The organism is Streptomyces sp. NPDC091281 (genome assembly GCF_044757425.1).
Classification (GTDB): domain Bacteria; phylum Actinomycetota; class Actinomycetes; order Streptomycetales; family Streptomycetaceae; genus Streptomyces.
Map to the genome: position 1 here is coordinate 115818 of NZ_JBIVUY010000015.1, position 24204 is coordinate 140021.

The 24204-nt window shown below is 72.1% G+C and carries 20 protein-coding genes and 1 tRNA gene; 7 read left to right on the forward strand and 14 right to left on the reverse strand.

Annotated features, from left to right (window positions below; genetic code table 11):
* Positions 1-73: 73 nt before the first annotated feature.
* The 7 genes from ACIQPQ_RS32460 to ACIQPQ_RS32490 all read left to right on the forward strand — a co-directional run bounded on the left by ACIQPQ_RS32460 (position 74) and on the right by ACIQPQ_RS32490 (position 12751).
* Complete coding sequence (locus ACIQPQ_RS32460) at positions 74-1600, forward strand: methyltransferase (protein WP_401311096.1); 1527 nt, start codon at positions 74-76, stop codon at positions 1598-1600.
* A gap of 600 nt (positions 1601-2200) precedes the next feature.
* Positions 2201-2398, forward strand: coding sequence for a hypothetical protein (locus ACIQPQ_RS32465; protein WP_383771973.1), 198 nt, complete (start codon positions 2201-2203; stop codon positions 2396-2398).
* Between the two features lie 389 nt (positions 2399-2787).
* Entirely contained in the window at positions 2788-5619 is a 2832-nt protein-coding gene (gene topA / locus ACIQPQ_RS32470) for a type I DNA topoisomerase (RefSeq protein ID WP_401311100.1), read from the forward strand.
* A gap of 184 nt (positions 5620-5803) precedes the next feature.
* A complete protein-coding gene (gene tmk / locus ACIQPQ_RS32475) occupies positions 5804-9163 on the forward strand; it encodes a dTMP kinase (RefSeq protein ID WP_401311102.1) in 3360 nt (1119 codons plus the stop codon).
* A 234-nt stretch (positions 9164-9397) separates the two neighbouring features.
* Positions 9398-10603 carry a DNA polymerase III subunit delta' gene (locus ACIQPQ_RS32480; protein WP_401311105.1) on the forward strand — a complete coding sequence of 402 codons (1206 nt, stop codon included), beginning with the start codon at positions 9398-9400 and terminating at the stop codon, positions 10601-10603.
* A gap of 163 nt (positions 10604-10766) precedes the next feature.
* Positions 10767-12350, forward strand: coding sequence for an alpha/beta hydrolase (locus ACIQPQ_RS32485; protein ID WP_401311107.1), 1584 nt, complete (start codon positions 10767-10769; stop codon positions 12348-12350).
* 327 nt (positions 12351-12677) lie between these two features.
* Positions 12678-12751, forward strand: a tRNA-Thr gene (locus ACIQPQ_RS32490).
* A gap of 45 nt (positions 12752-12796) precedes the next feature.
* Here the strand turns inward: ACIQPQ_RS32490 and ACIQPQ_RS32495 are convergent.
* From ACIQPQ_RS32495 to ACIQPQ_RS32560, 14 genes are all read right to left on the reverse strand, one after another.
* Positions 12797-14197 (reverse strand): tyrosine-type recombinase/integrase, encoded by a 1401-nt coding sequence (locus ACIQPQ_RS32495; protein WP_401311110.1) that lies wholly within the window; start codon positions 14195-14197, stop codon positions 12797-12799.
* Positions 14198-14286: 89 nt separating this feature from the next.
* On the reverse strand, positions 14287-14490 hold the full coding sequence (locus tag ACIQPQ_RS32500; RefSeq protein WP_401311113.1) for a helix-turn-helix domain-containing protein: 204 nt from the start codon (positions 14488-14490) through the stop codon (positions 14287-14289).
* 121 nt (positions 14491-14611) lie between these two features.
* Complete coding sequence (locus tag ACIQPQ_RS32505) at positions 14612-16135, reverse strand: phage/plasmid primase, P4 family (protein ID WP_401311116.1); 1524 nt, start codon at positions 16133-16135, stop codon at positions 14612-14614.
* Positions 16132-17037, reverse strand: a complete 906-nt coding sequence (locus ACIQPQ_RS32510; RefSeq protein WP_401311119.1) for a bifunctional DNA primase/polymerase — start codon at positions 17035-17037, stop codon at positions 16132-16134. The genes ACIQPQ_RS32505 and ACIQPQ_RS32510 overlap by 4 nt, the downstream gene beginning before the upstream one ends.
* An 86-nt stretch (positions 17038-17123) precedes the next feature.
* Entirely contained in the window at positions 17124-17906 is a 783-nt protein-coding gene (locus ACIQPQ_RS32515) for a hypothetical protein (RefSeq protein ID WP_401311122.1), read from the reverse strand.
* Positions 17907-17916: 10 nt separating this feature from the next.
* Entirely contained in the window at positions 17917-18378 is a 462-nt protein-coding gene (locus ACIQPQ_RS32520; RefSeq protein ID WP_401311125.1) for a hypothetical protein, read from the reverse strand.
* 16 nt (positions 18379-18394) lie between these two features.
* Positions 18395-18586, reverse strand: coding sequence for a hypothetical protein (locus ACIQPQ_RS32525; RefSeq protein WP_401311127.1), 192 nt, complete (start codon positions 18584-18586; stop codon positions 18395-18397).
* Complete coding sequence (locus ACIQPQ_RS32530; RefSeq protein ID WP_401311130.1) at positions 18583-18858, reverse strand: hypothetical protein; 276 nt, start codon at positions 18856-18858, stop codon at positions 18583-18585. Before ACIQPQ_RS32530 ends, ACIQPQ_RS32525 begins: the two co-directional genes overlap by 4 nt.
* Before the next feature lie 141 nt (positions 18859-18999).
* Positions 19000-21228 carry a cell division protein FtsK gene (locus ACIQPQ_RS32535; RefSeq protein WP_401311133.1) on the reverse strand — a complete coding sequence of 743 codons (2229 nt, stop codon included), beginning with the start codon at positions 21226-21228 and terminating at the stop codon, positions 19000-19002.
* Between the two features lie 83 nt (positions 21229-21311).
* The gene (locus ACIQPQ_RS32540; protein WP_401311136.1) at positions 21312-21641 is read right to left on the reverse strand and encodes a hypothetical protein; all 330 of its coding nucleotides are present in this window, start codon (positions 21639-21641) and stop codon (positions 21312-21314) included.
* Entirely contained in the window at positions 21638-22294 is a 657-nt protein-coding gene (locus tag ACIQPQ_RS32545) for a GGDEF domain-containing protein (protein WP_401311139.1), read from the reverse strand. The genes ACIQPQ_RS32540 and ACIQPQ_RS32545 overlap by 4 nt, the downstream gene beginning before the upstream one ends.
* Positions 22291-23304 (reverse strand): DUF2637 domain-containing protein, encoded by a 1014-nt coding sequence (locus tag ACIQPQ_RS32550; RefSeq protein ID WP_401311141.1) that lies wholly within the window; start codon positions 23302-23304, stop codon positions 22291-22293. Before ACIQPQ_RS32550 ends, ACIQPQ_RS32545 begins: the two co-directional genes overlap by 4 nt.
* Positions 23301-23648, reverse strand: a complete 348-nt coding sequence (locus tag ACIQPQ_RS32555) for a hypothetical protein (RefSeq protein WP_401311143.1) — start codon at positions 23646-23648, stop codon at positions 23301-23303. The genes ACIQPQ_RS32550 and ACIQPQ_RS32555 overlap by 4 nt, the downstream gene beginning before the upstream one ends.
* Positions 23645-23902, reverse strand: coding sequence for a DUF6284 family protein (locus ACIQPQ_RS32560; protein ID WP_401311146.1), 258 nt, complete (start codon positions 23900-23902; stop codon positions 23645-23647). Before ACIQPQ_RS32560 ends, ACIQPQ_RS32555 begins: the two co-directional genes overlap by 4 nt.
* Positions 23903-24204: the final 302 nt, after the last annotated feature.

The following is a 24204-nucleotide window of genomic DNA, read 5'->3' on the forward strand; positions in this document are numbered from 1 at the left end:
GCCACGGGCGGCGGGTGACCGACCTGGGGGCCGCGTCACGCGCCGCAGACGAGCGGCACGCGCGCGCGACACAATGGGGGGCGTGAGTAACGCCACCCCGTCCCCCCTGCCCGCCGCCGACCGCCCCGAGGCCGCCGCCCGGCTGCGCGAGGCCCTCCTCGCGGCCTCCTTCACCGCCGACGGCCTCCTCGACCTGCTCGGCGCCCCCGCGTACGCGGCTCTCGCGCGCAGCGAGACCGTGCCCGCGCTGCGCGCCACGCGCGGGGACTCCCCGCTGGAGCTCCTCGTCCGGCTGTTCCTGCTCCAGCAGCCCGTGCCGCACGCGCGCGTGACGGAGGTCCTGCCGGTCGACGCGTGCGTGGACGGCGGCTGGCTCGCGCGCGTGGGCACCGCCGACGTCGCCGCGACCGTGGACGTACGCCCCTACGGCGGCCCGGACGGCGAGGACTGGTTCATCGTGTCCGACCTGGGCTGCGCGGTCGGCGGCGCCGGAGGCATCGGCAGCCGGGACGAAGGCGTCGTCCTGGGCGTCGGCGGCGCCTCCACCACCCTCGCCGGGATCACCGTCCGCACACCCGTCGAAGCCGCCCTCGACCTCGGCACCGGCTCCGGCATCCAGGCCCTGCACGCCGCCCGGCACGCCACACGCGTGACGGCCACCGACCTCAACCCGCGCGCGCTGCACATCACCGCGCTCACCCTCGCCCTGTCCGGAGCGCCCGCGGCCGACCTGCGCGAGGGCTCCCTGTACGGGCCCGTCCGCGACGACGAGACGTTCGACCTGATCGTGTCCAACCCGCCGTTCGTCATCTCGCCGGGCGCGCGCCTGACATACCGCGACGGCGGGATGGGCGGGGACGATCTGTGCCGCTCGCTCGTTCAGGGAGCGGGGGAGCGGCTGCGCGAGGGCGGGTTCGCGCAGTTCCTCGCCAACTGGCAGCACGTCGAGGGGGAGGAGTGGCAGGACAGACTCAGGTCGTGGGTGCCGCGCGGCTGCGACGCGTGGATCGTGCAGCGCGAGGTCCAGGACGTCACGCAGTACGCCGAACTGTGGCTGCGGGACGCCGGTGACCACCGGGACGACCCCGCCGAGTACCGCGCGCGGTACGACGCGTGGCTCGACGAGTTCGAGGCGCGCAAGGTCCGCGCCGTCGGCTTCGGCTGGATCACCCTGCGCCGGACCGGGTCCGCCGAGCCCGTGATCACCGTGGAGGAGTGGCCGCACCCGGTCGAGCAGCCGCTCGGCGAGACCATCCGGGCCCACTTCGACCGCCTCGACCACCTGCGCGCCCACGACGACGCCGCCCTGCTCGCGGGGCACTTCCGGCTCGTCGCCGAGGTCGTGCAGGAGCAGGTCGGCCTGCCGGGCGCCGAGGACCCCGAGCACGTGGTCCTGCGGCAGCACCGTGGCATGCGCCGCGCCACCAAGGTCGACACCGTCGGCGCGGGCTTCGCGGGCGTGTGCGACGGCTCGCTCAGCGCGGGCCGCATCCTCGACGCCATCGCCCAGCTCGTCGGCGAGGACCCGGTCCTCCTGCGCGACCGCACCCCGGCCCAGATCCGGCTGCTGGTGGAACAGGGGTTCCTGGAGCCGGTCTGAGCGGAGGGCGGGGGCGGGCTGGCCAGGTCGTAGTTCCGGCGTGGAAGGGTGACCCGGCCGTAAGGGCGCGTTCTGCGTGGCGGGATCGGTCCGGCCGGGAGCGCGCGTTCTGCGTGGCCGGGTCGGCCTTGCCGGGCGCGGGGCGACCGGGGAGGGCTGGCGGGGTGTCCCGCCCGGGACGGCGCCTCTGCCTGGGCGTGCGCCGGAGCCGCGTCTCCCGGCCGTCGAGTCCCAGCCGTTCCGGTCCCAGCCGTTCCGGACACTTCCCGGGCGTAGCTCCGGGGATCGCCGACGTGGGTTGCGTCACCCGCGAACGGCGATCGGCGGCCCGCAGCCGCCCGCCGATCGCGCCCCTGGAGCGTCCCCGCGCGTCACGGGCACCCGGCCTGCTCGCCCTCCCCGCCTACCCCTCCGCCCGGCCCGGACCACCGGACGATCATCACGGCGCCCACAGGGATCACCCCCCTCCGTGCCCCGGGACCCCGCCGTCGTCGTCCGTGGACCGGGCGTTCACCCCGGGTTCGTCCGGACGCCGCCCGCGCGTGCCACTGTGCCCGGAACGGGGCAGGCGCGTGCGGCACAGAAGGAGCGCGGACGATCATGGAGAGCGGCCCGGCGATCTTCGCCGGATTGGTGTTCGCGCTGTTCGGAGGCGGTCTCCTGACGTGGACCGCCGTGCGCGTACGGCAGGGTCAGCCCGTCGCGCTGGGCGTGAGCCCGGTCGCCTCGGCCGCCGTCGCGGTGTGCGTGGCCGTCGTCGCGCTGCTCGCCGCGGCATGGTGCCTGACCCGCCTCTGACCCCACCCCGGCCTCGCTCAGACGTCGCGCCGACATCGTCACGACGCGAGGAACGGCCCCGTCCCGGCGGGTTCCCGAAGATCTTCAGGCGTCTTCGGCAACGTACCCACAAGATCTTCGGGACGCCTTCCCCGTGATCTCCGCAGACGACGGACCGCAGGTCGGGCCGGAATGTGGGAGAAGCCGCTCCGGTGGGGCGCGGTGGAACGACCGGCCACTCCGGGCGGCAGGAATGGCGGTAGTCGGGTTACCGTTCGAGTGGCCGTTGCGGGCTTTTCCCGTTTGACACGGGGGCGGGATGTACCGTCACACTCCGCAGCGTCACCATGACCCGACCCCGGGAGCAAGGCCTGGGGAGGCCCCAGCGTCGACCGGAGAGAAGAGCGAAGTTGTCCCCGACCAGCGAGACCGCGAAGGGCGGCCGCCGACTCGTCATCGTCGAGTCGCCTGCCAAGGCGAAGACGATCAAGGGCTATCTCGGCCCCGGATACGTTGTCGAGGCGAGCGTCGGGCACATCCGCGACCTCCCCAACGGCGCCGCGGAGGTGCCGGAGAAGTACACCGGCGAGGTCCGCCGCCTCGGTGTGGACGTCGACCACGACTTCGAGCCGATCTATGTGGTCAACGCCGACAAGCGCGCGCAGGTCAAGAAGCTGAAGGACCTCCTCAAGGACTCCGACGAGCTCTACCTCGCCACCGATGAGGACCGGGAGGGCGAGGCCATCGCCTGGCACCTCCAGGAGGTCCTCAAGCCCAAGGTCCCGGTCAAGCGGATGGTCTTCCACGAGATCACCAAGTCCGCGATCCAGGCCGCCGTCGCCAACCCGCGCCAGCTCAACCAGAAGCTCGTCGACGCCCAGGAGACCCGCCGCATCCTCGACCGCCTCTACGGCTACGAGGTCTCGCCGGTCCTGTGGAAGAAGGTCATGCCGCGCCTGTCGGCCGGCCGCGTCCAGTCCGTCGCCACCCGGCTCGTCGTCGAGCGGGAACGCGAGCGCATCGCTTTTCGTTCTGCCGAGTACTGGGACCTGACGGGCACCTTCGCGACCGGCCGCGCCGGAGACCCGTCGGACCCGTCGTCGCTGGTCGCCCGCCTCCAGACCGTCGACGGCAGGCGGGTCGCGCAGGGCCGCGACTTCGACTCCCTGGGACAACTCAAGAGCGCGAACATCCTCCACCTCGACGAGGCGAACGCCCGCGCCCTCGCCGCCGCCCTGGAGCAGACGCGGTTCGCCGTCCGCTCGGTCGAGTCCAAGCCGTACCGCCGCTCGCCGTACGCCCCGTTCCGTACGACGACGCTGCAGCAGGAGGCCAGCCGCAAGCTCGGCTTCGGCGCCAAGGCGACCATGCAGGTCGCCCAGAAGCTGTACGAGAACGGCTACATCACGTACATGCGTACGGACTCCACGACGCTGAGCGAGACCGCCGTCACGGCCGCCCGCACCCAGGTCACGCAGCTGTACGGCGCCGACTACCTCCCGCCGCAGCCCCGCACGTACGCCGGGAAGGTCAAGAACGCGCAGGAGGCGCACGAGGCGATCCGTCCCTCGGGTGATCGTTTCCGCACCCCCGCCGAGACCGGCCTCACCGGCGACCAGTTCCGGCTCTACGAGCTGATCTGGAAGCGGACCGTCGCCTCCCAGATGAAGGACGCGACCGGCAACAGCGTCACCGTCAAGATCGGCGGCACCGCGGCCGACGGCCGGGACGTCGAGTTCAGCGCCTCCGGCAAGACGATCACCTTCCACGGCTTCCTCAAGGCGTACGTCGAAGGCGCCGACGACCCGAACGCCGAACTGGACGACCGCGAGCGCCGCCTGCCGCAGGTCGCCGAGGGCGACGCCCTCTCCGCCGAGGAGATCACGGTCGACGGGCACGCCACCAAGCCCCCGGCCCGCTACACCGAGGCCAGCCTCGTCAAGGAGCTCGAAGAGCGCGAGATCGGCCGCCCGTCGACGTACGCCTCGATCATCGGCACCATCCTCGACCGCGGCTACGTCTTCAAGAAGGGCACGGCGCTCGTCCCGTCGTTCCTCTCCTTCGCCGTGGTCAACCTGCTGGAGAAGCACTTCGGCCGCCTCGTCGACTACGACTTCACGGCGCGCATGGAGGACGACCTCGACCGCATCGCGCGCGGTGAGGCACAGGCCGTGCCGTGGCTGAAGCGGTTCTACTTCGGCGAGGGCAACGGCGTCGGCGGCGCCGCCGAGGCGGGCAACGGCGACGGGGACCACCTCGGCGGCCTCAAGGAACTCGTCACCGACCTGGGCGCGATCGACGCGCGCGAGGTGTCCTCGTTCCCGGTGGGCAACGACATCGTGCTGCGCGTCGGCCGCTACGGCCCCTACATCGAGCGCGGCGAGAAGGACTCCGAGAACCACCAGCGCGCGGACATCCCGGAGGACCTCGCCCCCGACGAGCTGTCCGTGGAGATGGCGGAGGAGCTGCTCGCCAAGCCGAGCGGCGACTTCGAGCTGGGCACCGACCCGGTCTCCGGGCACCAGATCATCGCCAAGGACGGCCGCTACGGCCCGTACGTCACCGAGGTGCTGCCCGAGGGCACCCCGAAGACCGGCAAGAACGCCGTCAAGCCGCGCACGGCCTCCCTGTTCAAGTCGATGACCCTGGACACGGTCACGCTGGAGGACGCGCTCAAGCTGATGTCGCTGCCGCGCGTCGTCGGCGCGGACGCCGAGGGCGTGGAGATCACCGCGCAGAACGGCCGCTACGGCCCGTATCTGAAGAAGGGCACGGACTCGCGGTCCCTCCAGACCGAGGACCAGCTCTTCACGATCACCCTCGAAGAGGCGCTGGAGATCTACTCCCAGCCCAAGCAGCGCGGCCGGGCCGCGGCCAAGCCGCCGCTGAAGGAGCTGGGCGAGGACCCGGTCAGCGGCAAGCCGGTCGTCGTCAAGGACGGCCGCTTCGGGCCGTACGTCACCGACGGGGAGACCAACGCGACCCTGCGCTCCGGCGACAGCGTCGAGGAGATCACCCCCGAGCGCGGCTTCGAACTGCTCGCCGAGAAGCGCGCCAAGGCCCCCGCCAAGAAGACGGCGAAGAAGGCACCCGCGAAGAAGGCGACCGCCAAGAAGGCCGCCCCGGCCAAGAAGACGGCCGCCAAGAAGACCACGGCGAAGAAGACCACCACGACCGCCAAGAAGACGACCACGAGCGCGGCCAAGAAGGCGACGGCCGCGAAGACGCCGTCGGACGACTGAACCGCGCGACCCGGCGACCTGTACGACCAGTAAGACCCGCACCGCGGGGCACCACGCGCGCGTGAGGCGCGGTGCCCCGCGACGGACACGTGAAACGCGCGCCCCGGCATCACTTTGGTGTCGGGGCGCCGCCGTGCGCGGACGGGCACCATGAGCTGTCAGTCGCTGCCGATAGGCTGAACGCATGACGCGAGCCGAGCAGCCAACGGCCCACCACCCGGCCCCGGACGACGCCCTGGTGGCGGACTCCCGCGAGCGCGCCGTGCGCTCCCTCCTGCGCCATCCGCAGCTCAAGCGGTTGTGGAGCGCGCAGTTGGTGAGCGGTGTCGCGGACGCCCTCGCGCTGCTGGTGCTCGTCCTGCTCGCCCTTCAGGCGGCCATCGCCGAGGGCGCGTTCGGCGGCGGCTACCGGGGCGTCGCGTTCGCCGTGGCGACCGTCTTCGGCGTACGCGCCCTCGCCACCGTGCTCTTCGGCGCGGTCCTCCTCGGACCGCTCACCTCGCTCACCTCGCCCGACGGGCCCCTCGACCGGCGCTGGACCATGGTCGGCGCCGACGGCGTCCGCGTGGCCCTGCTGATCGTCGCGCCCCTGTGGATCGACTGGACGCCGGACGACGCGCTCGCCCTGCTCCTCGTCACCGTCTTCGTCTCCGGAGTCGCGGAACGGTTCTGGACGATCGCGCGCGAGGGCGCCGCCCCCGCGCTGCTGCCCGCCCCGCCCCTGGAGGGCGCGACGGTCCGCCCGCTGCCGGACCACCTGGACGCCCTGCGTCGCCTGTCCCTGCGCACGGCCTTCCTCTCCGTCCCGCTGGCCGCCGCCACGCTCGTCGCCGCCGCCCTCCTGAACAACCTGCTGGGCACCGGCATCGACTGGTTCGCGCAGCACCAGGCGGCCCTCGCGTCGTACGTCGCGGGCGGCCTGTTCGCCGGATCGCTCTCCGTCGTCGTCTTCCTGGAGCTGCCCGGCACGCGCACCCCGCGCGCGCGGTCCCCGCTCGAAGGCCTGCGCCGCCCCAAGGCGGGCCCCGGCTCCGACAAGGGCCGTACGGGCGCGATCCCGGTGCTCGTCCTGGCCTGCGCCGCCGTCGCGGGCGCGATCGCCGCCGCCGTGGCCGTCGCCGTCCTGCACGCCAAGGACCTGGGCGGCGGCCCGGTGACGTACGGCCTGCTCGTCCTCGCGCTGACCGGCGGGGTCGTCGTCGGCGTCCGGGTGTCGCCGAAGGTGCTCGTCACGCTGTCGCGGCGGCGCCTGCTCGCGCTCGCCGTCGCCTTCACCGGCCTCGCCCTGCTCGCCGCCGGCCTCGTCCCGGACGTCGCCACCGTGCTGCTGATCACCGCCCTCGCCGGGGTCGGCGCGGGCGTCGCCGCCCACACCGGGCACGCGCTGCTCGACCAGGAGACCGAGGAACACCGACGCGCGCGCGTGACGGAACACCTGCACGCGGTCGTCCGGGTCCTCGTCGCCCTGGGCGCGCTAATCGCCCCCGTGGTGGCCGCGCTGATCGGGCCGCACCGCCTGGAGAACGGCAAGTTCGTCTTCGCGCACGGCGGCGCCGCGTTCACCCTGATGCTGGTCGGCGCGCTGCTGCTGCCGGTGGCCGCCCTCGTGCTCGCCAAGGTCGACGACCGCTCCGGCGTCCCCCTGCGGCACGACCTGCGCGACGCGCTCCTCGGCGGCGACGACCCGGCCCAGCTCCCCGCGACGAACGGTTTCTTCATCGCCCTGGAGGGCGGCGACGGCGCCGGGAAGTCCACCCAGGCCGAGGCCCTCGCCGACTGGATCCGCGCCAAGGGCCACGAGGTCGTCCTCACCCGCGAGCCCGGCGCCACCCCCGTCGGCAAGCGGCTGCGGTCCATCCTGCTGGACGTCTCCAGCGCCGGCCTGTCCCACCGCGCGGAGGCCCTGCTGTACGCGGCGGACCGCGCGGAGCACGTCGACACCGTCGTCCGGCCCGCGCTGGAGCGCGGCGCCGTCGTCATCACCGACCGGTACATCGACTCGTCCGTCGCCTACCAGGGCGCGGGCCGCGACCTCTCGCCGACCGAGATCGCGCGCATCTCCCGCTGGGCGACCGACGGCCTCGTACCGCACCTCACCGTGCTGCTCGACGTCGACCCGCAGACCGCGCGCGAACGGTTCACCGAGGCGCCGGACCGTCTGGAGTCGGAGCCCGCCGAGTTCCACGCGCGCGTGCGCTCCGGCTTCCTCACCCTGGCCGCCGCCGACCCCGGCCGCTACCTCGTCGTAGACGCCGGCCAGGAGCCCGAGGCCGTCACCACCGCCGTACGCCACCGGCTCGACCGGATGCTGCCGCTGTCCGAGGCCGAGATCAAGGCCCAGGAGGAGGCGCGGAAGAAGGCCGAGGAGGAGGCCCGCCGCAAGGCCGAGGAGGAGGCCGCGCGCAAGGCCGAGGAGGAGCGCCTGGAGCGTGAGCGCCAGGCCCAGCTCGCCAAGCTCCGCGCCGAGGAGGAGGAGCGCAAGCGCCGCGAGCTGGAGGAGGCGCAGCAGCGCGAGGCCGAACGGCAGGCAGAGGAGGCGCGGCAGCGCGCCGAGGAAGCCCGCCGGCGCGCTGAGGAGGAGCGGGTCCGGCTGCTCGCCGAGGAGAAGGCGCGCGCCGAGGAGGAGGCCCGTCGCCGCGCCGACGAGGAACGGCGCCGCCAGCAGGCCGAGGAGGAGGCCCGGCTGCGCGCTGAGGCCGAGGAACGGCGACTGGAGAAGCAGCGCAAGGCGGAGGAGGCCCTGCTGCGGGCCGAGCGCGCGCGACGCGCGGCCGAGGAGGCGTCCGCTGCGGCCCAGGCGGGACCGCGGACGCCGCCGCCCGCGCCGGGTGCTTCATCTGTCAAGTCGACGCCGTCCGCGTCGCCTTCCGGGACGCCGCCTGAGTCGGCCGCGCCGTCCAGGCCCGCCAAGCCGTCCGCGCCGTCGGCTGCCGAGGCGCTGACGGTGCCCACGCCCGTGGTGAAGCCCGGTGACAGGGAGGGCGCGTCCGGTGCGCGCGGCTCCGACAGGCCGGGTTCCGACGGGCCGGGTTCCGGTGCGCGGGGTTCCGACGCCGAGGTGACGGCGGAGCTGCCCACGCCCGCCGACCCTGCCCGGACCCCCGGCGCCGGCGCCGAGACGGCCGTGCTGCCGCCGGTGCGTGACGCGCGCGCGGCCGACGACACCGCCGTACTGCCGCCCGTACGGCCCGAGTCGGCGGTGGAGGAGACGGCCGTGCTGCCGCCCGTGCGGGCGGACCGGCCCGACGACCGCGTGCCGCGGGGATTCTTCCGGGACGAGCGCCCGGCGGAACGTACGGCGGAGCGGGACGAACCGGCCGAGGACCGGACGCGCGAGCTGCCGCAGGTCGACGAGGAGGGCGTACCGCGGCGGCGGCCGAGGCCGGACTGGGCGGAGGAGACCCCGCTGGACGACCTCCCGACGCTGGCCGACGAACTGCTGGGACCGCACCGGGACGACGACGATCCCCACGACGGGCGCGGGGGCGGCAGTGGCGAGCAGGGCGGCGGCGGACGTGGACGTGGCCGGGGCCGAAGGGGCTGAGCGGGAGCGTCGGCGCTGAACGGAGAAAGGGGCGGGGCGGGCTCTGCGGAGCCCGCCCCGCCCCTTTGACCTGGCCGGACTGCGCGCGTCGTCGGCTCCGGGCGGGGCGGCTCCCGGGGCGGGCGGCGTTCGTTGTCAGTGGCGGCCCGCACAATGGAACCGGCAACGCGACCTGTGCTCCGCCGCGTGCCGGTGACCTGTGGTGCGGGGCGTGACGGAAGGGCGGCGTGACCCATGACCGTGTGGGACGACCTCGTCGGGCAGGAGAAGGTGAGCGAGCAGCTCACCGCGGCCGCCCGGGACGCCGACGCGCTCGTCACCGCGGCCACCACCGGCGCCCCGCCGCCCGAGGCGTCGAAGATGACGCACGCCTGGCTGTTCACGGGCCCGCCCGGCGCGGGCCGCACTCAGACCGCGCAGGCCTTCGCCGCCGCCCTCCAGTGCGTCAGCCCGGACCGCGCGCTCGGCGGCGTGCCGGGCTGCGGCTTCTGCGACGGCTGCCACACCGCGCTCGTCGGCACGCACGCCGACGTCTCGACGGTCGCCGCGGTGGGCACCCAGATCCTCGCCGACGACATGCGGGACACGGTCCGCAAGTCGTACACCTCACCGGCGACCGGCCGCTGGCAGGTCATCCTCGTCGAGGACGCCGAGCGGCTGAACGAGAAGTCGGCCAACGCCGTCCTCAAAGCGGTCGAGGAACCGGCGCCCCGCACGGTCTGGCTGCTGTGCGCGCCCTCCCTGGAGGACGTCCTGCCGACCATCCGCTCCCGCTGCCGCCATCTGAACCTGCGCACCCCGTCCGTGGACGCCGTCGCCGACATGCTCGTACGGCGCGAGGGCATCGAGCCGGCCGTCGCCGCGGCCGCCGCGCGCGCGACGCAGGGACACGTGGACCGCGCGCGGCGCCTGGCCACCGACCCCGCCGCCCGCGAACGCCGGGCCGCCGTGCTCAAGCTGCCGCTGCGCGTGGGCGACGTCGGCGGCTGCCTCAAGGCCGCGCAGGAACTGGTCGACGCCGCGACGGAGGACGCCAAGCAACTGGCCGAGGAGCGGGACGGCAAGGAGACCGAGGAGCTGAAGGCGGCGCTGGGCGGCGGCCAGGGCAGCCGCATGCCGCGCGGCACGGCGGGCGTCATGAAGGACCTGGAGGACATGCAGAAGCGCCGCAGAACCCGCACGCAGCGCGACAGTCTCGACCTCGCCCTCACCGACCTCACCGCCTTCTACCGCGACGTCCTCGCCCTCCAACTCGGCTCCCGCATCGCCCTCGCCAACATCGACGCCGAGGACGCCCTCGACCGCCTCGCCCGCGGCAGCACCCCCGAGGCGACCCTCCGCCGCATCGAGGCCATCGGCGCGTGCAGAGAGGCACTCGACCGCAACGTGGCGCCGCTGCTGGCGGTGGAGGCGATGACTATGGCGTTGAGAACGGGCTGACGGCGGCACGGAGAAGGGGCTGCGTGCGGCCCGACCGAAGGGACTACGTGCAGCCCGGCCGGAAGGGGTTGCGGGCAGCCCGACCGGCCGCCGACGTCACTCATCCGTGGCACTGACATGCACGCAGAGCATGCATGTCAGTGCCCAGAGTTACGCTCGGTGAATGCACACCAGGCGCTCCCCACACCGCTCCCGCAAGGCCCGTACCGTCGGCGCGGCCGCCGTCTCCCTCGCCGCCCTTCTGATGTCCGGCTGCTCGACCGGGAGTTCGGCGGGCTCCGCCAGCCCCGCCGCGGCCGAGGCGGCGCTGACCCCGCTGCCCAGCACCACCCCGGCCGCGCTGACGCCGTACTACGGGCAGAAGCTGTCCTGGCGCGACTGCGGAGTCCCCGGATTCCAGTGCGCCACGATGAAGGCGCCGCTGGACTACGCCAAGCCCGGCGACGGCGACATCAAGCTGGCCGTCGCCCGCAAGAAGGCCACCGGCCCGGGGAAGCGCATCGGCTCCCTGCTGGTGAACCCGGGCGGTCCGGGCGGCTCGGCGGTGGGCTACCTCCAGCAGTACGCGGGCATCGGATACCCGGCCGAGGTGCGCGCCCGGTACGACATGGTCGCCGTCGACCCGCGGGGCGTGGCCCGCAGCGAGCCCGTGAAGTGCCTCGACGGGCGGGACATGGACGCGTACACACAGACCGACGTGACCCCCGACGACCAGCGCGAGACCGACGGACTGGTCGACGCCTACCAGGAGTTCGCGGAATCCTGCGGCGCTCGCTCGACGAAGGTGCTCCGGCACGTCTCGACCGTGGAGGCCGCCCGCGACATGGACGTCCTGCGCGCGGCGCTGGGGGACCGGAAGCTGACATACGTCGGAGCGTCGTACGGGACGTTCCTCGGCGCGACGTACGCCGGGCTGTTCCCCACGCGCGTCGGACGGCTGGTGCTGGACGGGGCGTTGGACCCGTCGCTGCCCGCGCGCCGCCTGAACCTGGACCAGACGGCGGGCTTCGAGACGGCGTTCCGGTCCTTCTCCGAGGACTGCGCGCGCCAGAAGGACTGCCCCCTGGGCACGGACCCGGCGAAGATCGGCCCGAACCTGAAGGCCTTCTTCGACCGGCTCGACACCCGCCCGCTCCCCACGGGCGACGCCGACGGCCGCCGCCTCACCGAATCCCTCGCCACCACCGGCGTCATCGCCGCCATGTACGACGAGAGCGCGTGGGAGCAACTGCGCGAGGCGCTGACCACGGCGATGCGCCAGAACGACGGCGCCGGACTCCTGGTCCTGTCCGACAGCTACTACGAGCGGGACGCCGACGGCGGCTACTCCAACCTGATGCCCGCCAACGCCGCCGTCAACTGCCTGGATCTGCCGCCCGCCTTCAACGGCCCCGACGAGGTACGGCGTGCCCTGCCCGAATTTGAGAAGGCGTCCCCCGTCTTCGGTGAGGGCCTCGCCTGGTCCTCCCTGAACTGCGCCTACTGGCCCGTCGCACCCAGCGGCGAACCGCACCGCATCGAGGCGAAGGGCGCCGCCCCGATCGTCGTCGTCGGCACGACACGCGACCCGGCGACCCCGTACCGCTGGGCCCAGTCCCTGTCCCGCCAACTCGCCTCGGCCCGCCTCCTCACCTACGAGGGCGACGGCCACACCGCGTACGGCCGCGGCAGCACCTGCATCGACTCCACGATCAACACCTACCTCCTCAAGGGGACGGCTCCGGCGGAGGGGAAGCGCTGCTCTTAGCGGGGGAGGGGGCGGCGTTCGGCCGGGGTGGCTTGGAGGAGGTCTGTTGGACCATGCGGCGGCCGGGCCCTGCGGTCCCGTCTGGCCAGTCAGGCCCGGCCCTGCGATCCCGCCCGACCCGGCCCTGCGTTCCGGTCCGGCCAGGCCCCGCGGTCCCGCTCAGCCCGTCCGGTGATCATCTCCGGTGGTCCCGTCCCAGCGCGTTCCCCCGCAGCTCACAGCGCCTCTCCGCCCCCGGAATCCCACCCTCCGGGGGCGGTACGGAGCACCCCCGGAAACTGTGTAGACTTACCGACGTCGCTGACCCCACCATGGTCCAGACGGCACGCCGCCTTAGCTCAGATGGCCAGAGCAACGCACTCGTAATGCGTAGGTCTCGGGTTCGAATCCCGAAGGCGGCTCTTTCTAAGTCCAGCCCAGACACTGTCTGAGCTGGGCTTTCTCGTTCAGCGGATACGGCGACGGCGTTGCGCGCGGGCCGTGCGGCTGTCCCTGGTCTCAATTCTGGTCTCAATGAACGGTTCGGGGCGGGGTTCCGGCTGAGCCTCTGCGGCGGGTTCCGGGCGGGGCATGAAGGTGTCGCCCATACGTCGCATGGCGTCTTTCGAGAGGTGTGAGCGCCCCTTCACGTACCGCCGGGTCTGGCTGATCTGGGTGTGCCGCAGGATCTCCATGATCGTGGGCATGTCCACCCCGAGTTCGTTGAGGATCGTGCCGGCCGTGTGGCGGCTCCCGTCATACAGGCGGCGGTCGTCGATCCCAGCTTCCGCCAACAGCTCCTTGAACTCTTCCCAGTCCTGCCGCGGGTCGAGGGGACGGCCGTCCGGGCGGGTAAAGACCAGCTTGGTTTCCTCCCACGCGTCGGGAGCTGCGGCGCGCGCTTCCTGCTGCTGTGCCTTGTGCTCGTGCAGGTAGGGGATGAACGGGGGCGGGATGGGGACGGCGTTCCGGCTTTTCTTGGTCTTGGGGCGAGTGAAGACCAGGCCCCCGCCCTTGCGGTCTGGGCAGGCGCGGGCATGGCGTGTGCAGCCCTCCGTGCACGGCTTCGGGCAACCGCGCTTGTAGCCCTTGTGGGCCCGGCAGTCCGGCGGGCACGGCTCGAACCGGTGGAACTTGGCGCCGCACCCGCGCGGGTCCTCGCAGCCGTGCCGCCACGTCAGCCGCTGAAGCTGCCACTCCGGGCGGAACAGTTCGTTGTTGAAGTCGACGTATGGCCACCTGAGACCGAGGGTCTCGCCCTGCCGGAACCCCATGCCGACACCGACGCACCACCGCATGAACGTGGGGCGCTTCGCGGCGGCCTTCAAGAACGCCTTTGCCTCTTCCGTCGTGAACGGGTTCGCCTCCGTCTCGTCGACCGTGGGCGGGTCAACGAGGGTGGCCACGTTCTCGACAACGAGGCGCCGGCGGTGAGCGATTTTCAGGGCGCGGGAAAGGATGCGGTGCACCTTCAGCACGTGTGAGGGCGCGTGGCCCTCGTCGAGCATGACGCGGTACATCCGTTCCAGGTGCTCCGGCTGAAGCTTGTCGAGACGGTGTTTGCCAATGCCCGGCACGATGTCGTTCCTGGTCTTGGACCAGTAGTCATCCAGTGAGCGCGGCTTGAGCTTCAGGGATGCGATATCGGTCAGGTAGGTGGTCATCCACTGCTCTACGGTCGGCTTCCGGCCCGCCTTGGGGGCCCGCGCCTTGTCCCGCAGGTCCTCCAACTCTCGGACCTTGCGCTTCACTTCGGTTTCCGTCCGGGCCCGGCGGTGGCGCCGGTCGGGGCTACCGTCGTCCTTCACGCCCATGGTGACGCGTCCGTGCCACCAACCATCGTTGCCCTCGTAGACGGACGACTCCATGTTCGGCTTCTTGGGGCGGGGGCTCATGTGCTCCTCTGTGCAACAGAACGGCTCCGGGCACAGTGCCCGGAGCCGAGTGGGGTGTGTGATCAGGCTGCGACCGGTTCGAGAGCGTTGACGTACGCCTCCAAGTCGCTGCGGCGGATGCGGCGCGAGCGACCGCGCTTGACGTAGATCAAGGTCCCTTCGGCCATGAGTTCGTAGACGGTTGAACGGCCGTAGCGGAGAACCCTGGCAGCTTCCTCCGGGGTGTAGAGCAACTGATCTGTGGGCGGTGCGATGGCGGCACTCATTGGGACGTACCTCCGTGGCGGGACGACTCCGGGCCGGAACAGGGTTGGGGTGACATTGCTCTGAGCCGTGACTCACCGCGACTCAGAGCGTGGTGCCGGGGGCGGTCTGAGTCGCGGTGAGTCACGACTCTGGCTGATGTGGTTCGGAGGGCCTGAGGGTGATGCCGGCGTAGATGGCCACCTGGCGGCCGTATGCGTCCCGGGGGCGGGTGCGGTTGAGCTGGGGGACGACGGAGAGGAGGTTGCGGCCGAACACCTGCTTCGTGCCGGGCTTGACGCCGTTGTCCTCTGCCCAGTCCCGCCAGACGCTCCACAGCGTGTCTACGGGGATGGTGCACGTCGGGCCGGTCGTGCAGCGTTCACGGATGAACGCGCTGGTGGGGGATGCGGTGTCGCGCATCGTGGTGACCGCTTCGCGGCTGGATTGCGGCTCGGTGATCCGTCCGGTGCGCTCCAGCCGGGCCAGTCCGTCAAGGGCCCAGTTGAGGATGCCGGGCATCTCTGCGGCGAGCTTGTTGGTAAGGGTGGTGTCTTCCTTGCCCAGCCACGACACGGTCATGTTGAGCAGGACGAACCGGCGGGCAATGACCCCGGAAGAGTCGCCGAAGTGCGGCAGCTCGTTGGACAGGATCATCAGCCGGGTGGGGAGCTTTCCCGTCCACGGCTCGCGGTACTTGCGGTCAATGTCGATCGTGTCCTCACCGGAGATCGTCAACAGCCGCTCAACCACCTGGCTGTTGTCGTTCCCGGACAGACGCGCGTCGGAGATCACCGCGAGCGGCTTGCCCAGCAGGGTGGACAGTCCGAAGTTCGTGCCGAGTCCGGCGAGCGTGGGGCCCGCAAGGTTCTCCTTGCCGACCAGCTCTTTGAGGACGCGGGCGATGGTGCCTTTGCCGGAACGCGTCGGGCCGACCATGAGCAGGATCTTCTGTTGGTCGGTGCGGCCGGACAGGATGTAGCCGAACCACTCCTGTACGGCGTGGATGGCGTCGGGGTCGTCGGGCCAGAGCTGGGCCAGGAAGCGTTCCCACGTCGGTGCGGTGGCGGTGGGGTCGTAGGTGAAGGGGACGGATACGAGGTTGAAGAATCCGGGGCTGTGCGGCAACAGCGCGCGGTCACGGATGCGCAGCAGACCGTTCTCACACGCCACGATCGGGCCGCCGTCCGGCTCGCCGTCGCGGTCGATCCATGCGGGGGCGTCGGTGTCGGTGGGCAGCAGGGTGATGGCTCCGAGGGCGTCAAGAAGGTTGCTGATCTTCTGTTTCGTCGGTGCCCAGTCGCGTTCCTCGGACTGACCGTCCTTGCCCGGTGCCTGGTAGGTGGCGTGTTCGAGGCGGGTGTACATGTGGGCGCGCATCTGGGCTTCGTCCATCTCGCGCCACGATGTGCCGGTCCATCGCATCCACGATGCGCGCCAGCGTCGGCAGATAAGCTGTCCGTCCTCGGTCTGCCAGTCCGGCAGCAGCCGGCGGGCGACGGCGAGCGGGTTGGACGGTGCGGGCAGCTCTTCCGTCTGCGGCTCAGGGCGAAGCGCAGAAGGGACGCCCTTGCGGGCGGCGCCTGTCGGCTCGCCTGCGGCCGTGCTCGGTGCGGGCTGTACGGCGTCCTGCGGGCCGTTGTCGGGGGTGTGGGGCCTTTGCATCATGCGGTGGCTCCCTGGCCGGTGTTGAGGCCGTTGGCGACCGCGCGGCGGGCGTACGCCTCCGGGACGCCCACGGCGACGGCGGCGGCCACGATCTCTTCCCCGAGCGCGGCCAGTCCGCAGGGGCCGGGGCATGCGGTGTGCTGTACGGCGAGGAACCGCGCGGCGCCGAACGCCTGTGATCCGGCGCCGGATTCGGCGCGGGCGCGTACGAGGGTCAGGCCGCGTTCCAGACCGGTACGGACGAAGCGTTCGTTGTGGCGGCACCCGGTGGCCGCGTGGCGGTCCCAGACGGCGCGGGGGAGGGAAGACACCACTCCTCCGGTGGCGGGAGTGGTGTCTTCCTTCACGGTCAGGGCGCGCACGGGCGGCGGGAGTTCGAGCATGCGGCCGGTGCCGGTGCCGAGCCAACGGGCGTACTGCATGTGCGACTTGATGTCGACGCCGGGCCGGACGCCGTTGGCGGAGCGCATCACGCCGCGGTAGATCCAGTGTTCGCCGCGGGTGGTCGGCACGATGCGGGTGGCGGGCAGCTGCGCGCGGGCCCATGCGATGGCGGCGGGGTTGTCCAGGTCGACCACGGTGACGCCGGCGCCTCCGGGGTGGTAGCCGACGCCGTGCGCCCGGTGCCAGGCGGCGGCCCACGCGGGGGAGGTGAGGACGTGGGGGGCGGTGGTGGCGGCGGCCCATCCGTGGCACGGTGCGGGGCACTGGCAGGGGCCCGTGTGCTTCATGTGGGGCCGGTCGCCGCATGCACTGTTCTTGCAGTCGGGGCAGTTGCCGAACGGCCGCTTTCCCGCGCGCAGGGGGAACGCCGGCACACCGTGCGCGGCGAGTTCCAGCGCGATGCGCAGGGCTTCAGGCGGGGCGGTTCGGGCTCGCCGAAGGGGGGTGGGTTGGGTCATGCTGGGTGTCTCCAGTCCTGTTGCAGGGTGCTGGGGGACAAGGGCGGCCCCGGACTTTGGCGAGACGGGGGCCGCCCTTGGCGTACCTAGGCGGCGTGGTCGGGGGTGGTGTCCCCAAGAGGCGGTTGGTGCCAGGACGGCAGGGAGCTGAGCGCGCGGCGGCGCCAGTTCAGGGCGTAGTCGAGGCAGTTGGCACAGTTCTTGTGGGTGTGGCCTGGCATAGGGGGTTTGCGACGGGCGTCGTAGGACCATGCGAGGGAGTCGGCCGACGTGAGGGCATGTCCGCAGCTGCGCAGGCCCAGGGTCTTGAAGCCGAAGCCGTGCAGGTTCAGGCCCCGTTCGGCGAGCGTGGTGACGATCGTTGCGGCCTGGCCGGTGGCCTGGCGGCGACAGACGGAGCCGAGTCCGACGACGGGTTCGCCTGCAAGGTCGACGCCCGCTTTCTCGTAGTCGTCGGCGCAGCGGTGGTAGTCGCTGAGTTCCCAGCCCTGAAGGACGGGGACGATGGGGAGGTCGGGCGCCGCGTGGCGCAGGGACAGGAAGTTGTCGATCGTGCGCCGTTGGTGCTCTGCCACGCTCAGGCCGGTGAGTCCGGTGATCCAGGGCTCACACATCCAGTCCATGGGCGCGGCCCATTCCATGCGGCCGATCTCGTCGCGGAAGCGGCGCACGGCCGCGAGGTAGACGGGGGCGGGGGTGTGCCAGGTGCCGTGCATGGACAGTTCGGTGAACCCGCCGGAGTCCAGCGCCCACGGTGCTGCGGCACGGGGCAGGATTCGGCGGTGGGCGAGGCGGCGGTAGGAGACGAACAGGGGAACGTTCGCCGTGGCGAGCCATCCGGGCTGATGCGTGCCGAGGAAGAACCTCAACGAACCTCCCTCAGCCGTGGAAGTGGCTGCGCTTGATGACGGTCTTGCGGATGTTCACGGTGGTGGCGCCCTTGTGGCCGCTCGCGCTGAACACCTGTATGGCGATCCATCCGCCGAAGACGACGGCGGCGAGGATGACCAGCTGGGTGACCAGGGCGGTGAGGGCGGTGATGAATGTGGTGAGCAGCAGCAGCCCGCCGCACACGGCGAGGAACCCGACGCCTCCGAGGGCGACGTTCACCGCCGCGCGGGAGACGGCAGGCTTGTGGGCGAGCGGTTCGGGCTGCGCGGGGTGGACGGCGTAGCCGGTGACGACACGGCCGTCCGGGAGGACGATGCTCGCCACGGCCGGGATCGTGCCGGGCTGTAGGGGCAGGATCGGCGCCGGGTGCGTGGGCGTGATCGGGGTGGGGTGGTGGATTTCCAGGGCCGTCAGTTCGGCCGAAGTCCCGTAGCGGGTGGGCTCGTTCACGGTCGGGTTTCCCTTCTCAGCCGATGTCGTTGAGGGCGGCGGCGAACGCCTCGACGAGGTTGTGGATGGGCTCGTAGGCGCCGGTCCCGGCGGTGAAGAACCCGAACAGGAACAGCACGAGGGCGGCGCCGCTGCCGGCGGACTTGGTCTTGACGGCGAACGCGGACGCGGCGCCGAACAGCAGGACGGCGGAGATGTTGAGGATCATCGGAAGCCTTCCGGGCGGGGGGTGTCGGTGCCGGCGCGGTAGACGCGGGCCCAGCGGTTGTAGAGCCAGCGGCCGACGCGTATGCGCTTGCCGGTGGCCTTGCAGCGGCGGCAGTCCTTGCCGCGCTTCAGCCGGCCCTTGCGGTCCGTCTTCAGCGCGTGGCCCATGCCGCGGCACTTGCGGCAGTCGCCGAACGGCGAGGCCACACACAGCCCGCCGTAACCGAACGTGACGGCGAACAGGCAGGCGATAGCAAGGAGGATGGGGGTCATGAGATGCCCTCCGGGCGGAGTTTCGGGGGTTTCCGCAGGTGGGCCGCTATCCGCTAGCGGCCTGATCAACGCAGTTTTGGGGCGCTAGCGAGGCCGCTAACGTTAGCGGGGCGTGCCGCTATCGTTAGCGGCCCCGGAGCCTCAGCCCGCGTCCCGCTTTCCGTCACGCTCCGCAATCGCGGCCGTGATGTGGGAGCGGTCGACGCCGCGCCGGTTGACCACCTTGCCGTCCACCCGGCGGCCCACCTGGATGGTGGCGATGCCGTGCGGCTTGAGCGCGGCGGCGAGCGCGTCGGGCTCCCATCCGCCGTAGACGTCGGGGCGCAGTTCGGCGAGCCGGGCCACGACCGTTTCGGACCACTCCTTGGCCTGAGCGGCGGGGACGACGGCGAGGATGTCGGCGAGCAGGTCGTAGGACGGACCGGTCACCGCCTCCAGCGCCTCCCCGAGCGCGTGACCGGAGAGGAGTCCGGCCGTCTCGCGGGCCTTGCGGGCACGGGCCGCGATGGTCTCGGCGCCGGGGGCGTCGACGTAGACACCCGAGACGATCCGGGCGTCCGCCCCCTCACCCACGAAGTAGTGGATGCCCTTGTCGCCCCACGCGAACATGGTCGCTCTCACGCCGCGCTTGTAGGCGGACGTGCCCAGCACCATGTCGTTCTCGGTCTGGCCCATGACCTTCAGGCACCACCGGGCGGACGCGTTCGCGCTGATGCCGGTGGGCAGCGACTTGGCGTCGGGGCGCTGCGTGGCCAGCAGCATCACGATGCCGGTGGCGGGGCCGCGCTTGACCAGGTCGGTGGCGATCTCCTCGAACTCCTTGCCGTGCTCTGGGTGCTCGAACAGCACCTGGCACTCATCCACCCCCACCACGATCGGGTGCAGCCCCAGCGACCGCTTGTCGGCGAGCGCGCTGGTCACCTTCGACTCGGGGCAGATGTCCCGCGGGAGGGAGCGGATCACCTTGGTGCGGCGGCGCAGTTCCTCGCGCAGCGCCCGCCAGTCGGCGAGCGCGTAGCCGATGGCTTCGTCGTCGTCGCCGGCGGCGTGCCGGTGGGAGACGGCGTTGCCGACCGGGTCCAGGTCGCCCGTGCCCTTCATGTCGTACGTGTGCAGCTCCGCCCGCGGGTCCAACGCGGCAATGAGCAGCAGCAGACGCAGCAGGAACGTCTTGCCCATGCGGGGGATGGCACCGATCACCCCGGCGATGTACATCAGGGTGACGTCGATCCACCGTCCGCGCTGATCGGTTCCGTACGCGACGGGCTTGAACAGGTCGACCGCGCCAGCCTTGGCCAGCGGCCACTGCGGCTTCTTCGCCGTGGTCAGGTCCTGGTCACCCACCCACAGCACCAGGTGCCCGGTGTGCTCCTGCGCCACCGCCTCCGGCCACACACAGCCGAGCGGGCGACGCAGACCGGAGGCGAGCCGGTCGCGACGCTCGATCACGTCGGTCACGGTCACGCCGTAGGGGAGGTTGCCCTGAGCACGCCAGCCGGGGCCGTCGCGTGTGATCGGGGCGGAGAACTCGAACCCGTCCCGCCCCTTGGCCTGCGCCTGGTTGATCGCCGGAATGCCCAGCGCACCGAGGGCGCGCAGCACGATGTCGGACGTGAGCTTGGTGGCCTTGGGCAGCTCCACCGCTCGGTGGACAACCGGGGCGTCCGCCTTGCGGCCGACGGCTCCCAGCGCCATCACCAGCGCGGTGACCGAGACGGCCTGAAGCCAGCCGGGGGCGAGCACGTACATGGCCAGCGCCGTACCGAGTCCGATGAACATCCCCAGCACGGTGACCAGGGTCCGCAGCCGCACCCGGCCGTCACGCTGCCGCGACAGCTTCAGGTACTCGGCCGCGTCCTCCCGGCGAACGGCGGCCAGGCGGACGGGGTCGCCCTCCCGGTCAGCCACCCACCGCATCGTGCCCCCGACGAACCGGGCGGCACCGGTCGGGACCTGAAGGGCGAGCCGAGCGGCGTAGACCGGGGTGCGAAGGGCGTGGTAGCCGGCGGCGTGAGCGTAGTGGCGCGCGACCCATGCCGACGCCGTCTTGAGCTCCGCCACGGAGCGCAGCCACGCCGGGACGACCGGGCGACGGCGGGCGGCGGCGAGCCGACCGAGGTAGCCGGGACCGGCCGCCTTCAGCGTCGGCGAGTCGACCAACACGGCCGTGGTCGGGTCGGCCGACTCCGCCCCCGACTCACCGGGCATCGAGTCGGGCGACCGGTCGGTGGTCGGTCGGGGGGCCGGGTCGGTCGACTCGGTGCGGGCGGATCGGGCCTTGTCCAAGTCGACCACCTCGCCGCCGAAGGCGGCGGACATCTCGGCTTCGAGACGGTTGAAGAGTTCGTGGTCGTCGTCGGGGTGCTTCACTGAGAGTCCTTCTCTCGCAAGGGAGGGGATGGGGCCCGGCCGCTGTCTTGGTCGGTCGTGACCGGGCCCCGAACGACATGTGTCTAAAAGAGGCCGCACTGATCCGTAGAGGCCGCGGGCAGCCGCTTGCGGGCGAGTCGGGCGGCGGCGGTGTGGCAGCCGGGGCACCACGCGCGCAGTTCGCTCGCGGGCAGGCGGGCGGCGGTGAGGTCGGTGGCCAGCGGGTCGGTCGGCGCGGCCATGAGCCGGACCCGTCGGCCGTGCTTGCTGGTGTAGTGGTCGTGCTCGCGCGGGCAGCGTCCGCCGTCCCGGTTGTGGGGGTTGCCGCACTCGCCGCCGCACTGGCAGCGGTGGCCGGCCGCCTCCATCACCGTGTTGAAGACGGCGGCGCCGACGATGGGCTGTGACTTCACGCCGCCACCCCCACGACCGGCGCGGCCGGGTCCGGGCTCGCACCGGAACGTCCGGCGCGCCGTCCGGCGAGGGTGGCGAACAGCCTGCCCAGTCCCGCCCGGCGGGTCCCGGAGCGGGCTTGCTTGGCCGCGTACATGGCCTCATCCGCGCGCCGCAGCAGAGCGGACAGATCGTCTGCGGGGAAGTCCGCGGCGCGCGCCCACCCGAGAGAGACCGTGGTGCGTACGGCCGGGTCCTGGCCGTCGACCGGGCGGGCGAGCACACCGTGCAGCACGGCGAGCATGTCGCCGGCCATGCCGTGGTCATCGATCACGACGGCGGCGAACTCGTCACCCCCGAGACGACCGGCCACCCCGCGCATTCCAACGTGGTGGGCGAGCCGGTCGGCGGTCGCCTTCAACAGCGTGTCCCCGGCCGCGTGCCCGTAGGTGTCGTTGATGTGCTTGAAGCGGTCGACGTCGGCGAGGACGACCACCGCGCGCGGGTCCTTCAGCAGGGTGGTGGCGCGGCGGGTGAAGCCATCGCGGGTGCGCAGCCCGGTGAGCGGGTCACGCCGGGCGGTGCTCAGGCAGCTGCGCAGCCACCACACGTGCACCACCCACCCGGCGGCGAGCGGCAGAGCGGACAACAGAATCGTGGCCAGGGTGTTCACGCGGCCACCCCCTCAGCCTCAGCGCCGGACGGGGGTGCGTCGGTGCCGACGATGTGCGCGGTGAGGGTCTGCGCGCGTTCGGCGAGCAGGGCGTCACGCACCTGCCGGGCCGGACCGGAACCGCAGTGCAGCACCTTGCGCAGCGCCTCGCCGTTGATCTGCCCGTCAGACCAGTCGGCCGTGACCGTACGCGCTTCGGCGAGCAGTTCGGCCGCCGTGCGCTGCGGCGAGACAGCAGCCTTCTTCGGCCGGGGTTTGGTTGTCCGCGGTCGTGGTGGCTTGGGCGCCTCGCCCTTCGGCTCCGTGGCCTCCGGCTCCGGCTCCGGTTCGGGGATGACCGGCACGGTGTCCGCGGCGGGGGCGAGTTCGCCCATCCGCAGCATCACCCGCGCACGCCGTGGTGTCTTCCAACGCCACAGCGGCCCGTAGCTCTCCCGCAGGTCTGCGCGGGCCAACAGGCGTTCCCGCTCGCAGCCGAGCGCCAGACTGTAGGAAGTGACCTCCCACAGCGTCATCCGGCGCCACAGCGCGAACGTCGACAGCGGGGCCAGCAGCCAGCGGGAGAACCGGATCTTTTCCAACCTCCGACCGGTGGCAGCGCCGATCCGCACGGCGTAGACGTGCGCGCCGATCTCGGAAAACACCACCCACAGCAGCGGCATCGTGCCGTGCGCCACCTTCGCCCACAGCCCGTCACCCGCAGCCACGTTCAACCCGCAGGTGACCAGGGTGAGCACCCAAGGCACGAACCGCACCCACGCCAACGCCATGTCCATCCGGATCAACAGCAGATTGGCCACGGTGAACACAGGAATGGCCGTGTCGATTCCGACGGGCAGCATCCACGGGGAGCTGAACCCCCAGCGCGCGGCGGCGGCGGACACGGCGTCGAAAGAGGAGATCAGACCGAGCGCCCCTACGCCGGCCGCGGCGAGCGCGCCGGTCACGGCGAGGCCCGTTTCCGGCTTTGACAGGGGCGGCACCGACCGTGCCGTCTCGATACCGCTCACGCCGCGCTCACCGCCTCGGACAACCGCATGTCGGCGGGAACCTGCGTGTAGCCGGTCAGCTCGATGTCGGCACCGCCGTAGACGGTCTGCGCTCCCATCACGCCGGTCCGGCCGTCGCACTGCACGTGGAAGGTGACCGCGTCGGCGTTGATGCCGAGCGCGGCCCGCCACGTCTCGAACGCGGCGAACCCGCCGTTGAACTCGTGCCACGCCAGGGCCAGCCGGTCCGGGTAGATCGGGTTCACGTCGACGTTCGGGGCCGGCAGCTCCGGGAAGTCGACCGCCAGCAGCCGCAACGCGGCCAGCGGCGCCGACAGACCGTTCAGCGTCAGGGACTCGCTCATGCGGCACCCCCGCTCAACTCGCCGTTGACCAGCGCACGCCGCGCGGCCAGCACCCTGCGCTGCGCACGGCGCACCCGCCGCACGCTCAGTTCGTCGGGGTGGTGGTTCAGGGTCTTGATCAGCGCGTCGAGCCGCTTGACGTCCGCCTCGATGGCGGGCCACTCGTTCTCGATCGCGTGCAGTTCCGCGGCCGTCGGCTCGCGGTTGTCGCTGTCGGCGGTAACACCCGCCTGATCAGCACCGATGTGCTCCATGGGTCATGGTTCCTCTCACACAGGAACGGCCCTACAGCGGTCCCGGGTCTAGCCACCCGGGGCCGCGCGCCGTTGAAGTCGGAATGTCCGGCTCCCCTCAGCGCCGCTCGTACGAGACGAGCAGCGGAGGCAACCGGCTGCCGCACGGATGCGGCGGAGGTCAGAGATGCGCGGGCCTGAGCCGCGCCGGAGACCTTTTGCGGGAGGTGACGGCCCGTACTGCGCGATATGGATCTGTGCCTCAGTCCCGCTCTTCCGAGGAATCGCATCTCGGTCTCTTCGCGCGGCGTCCGTGCCCTTGG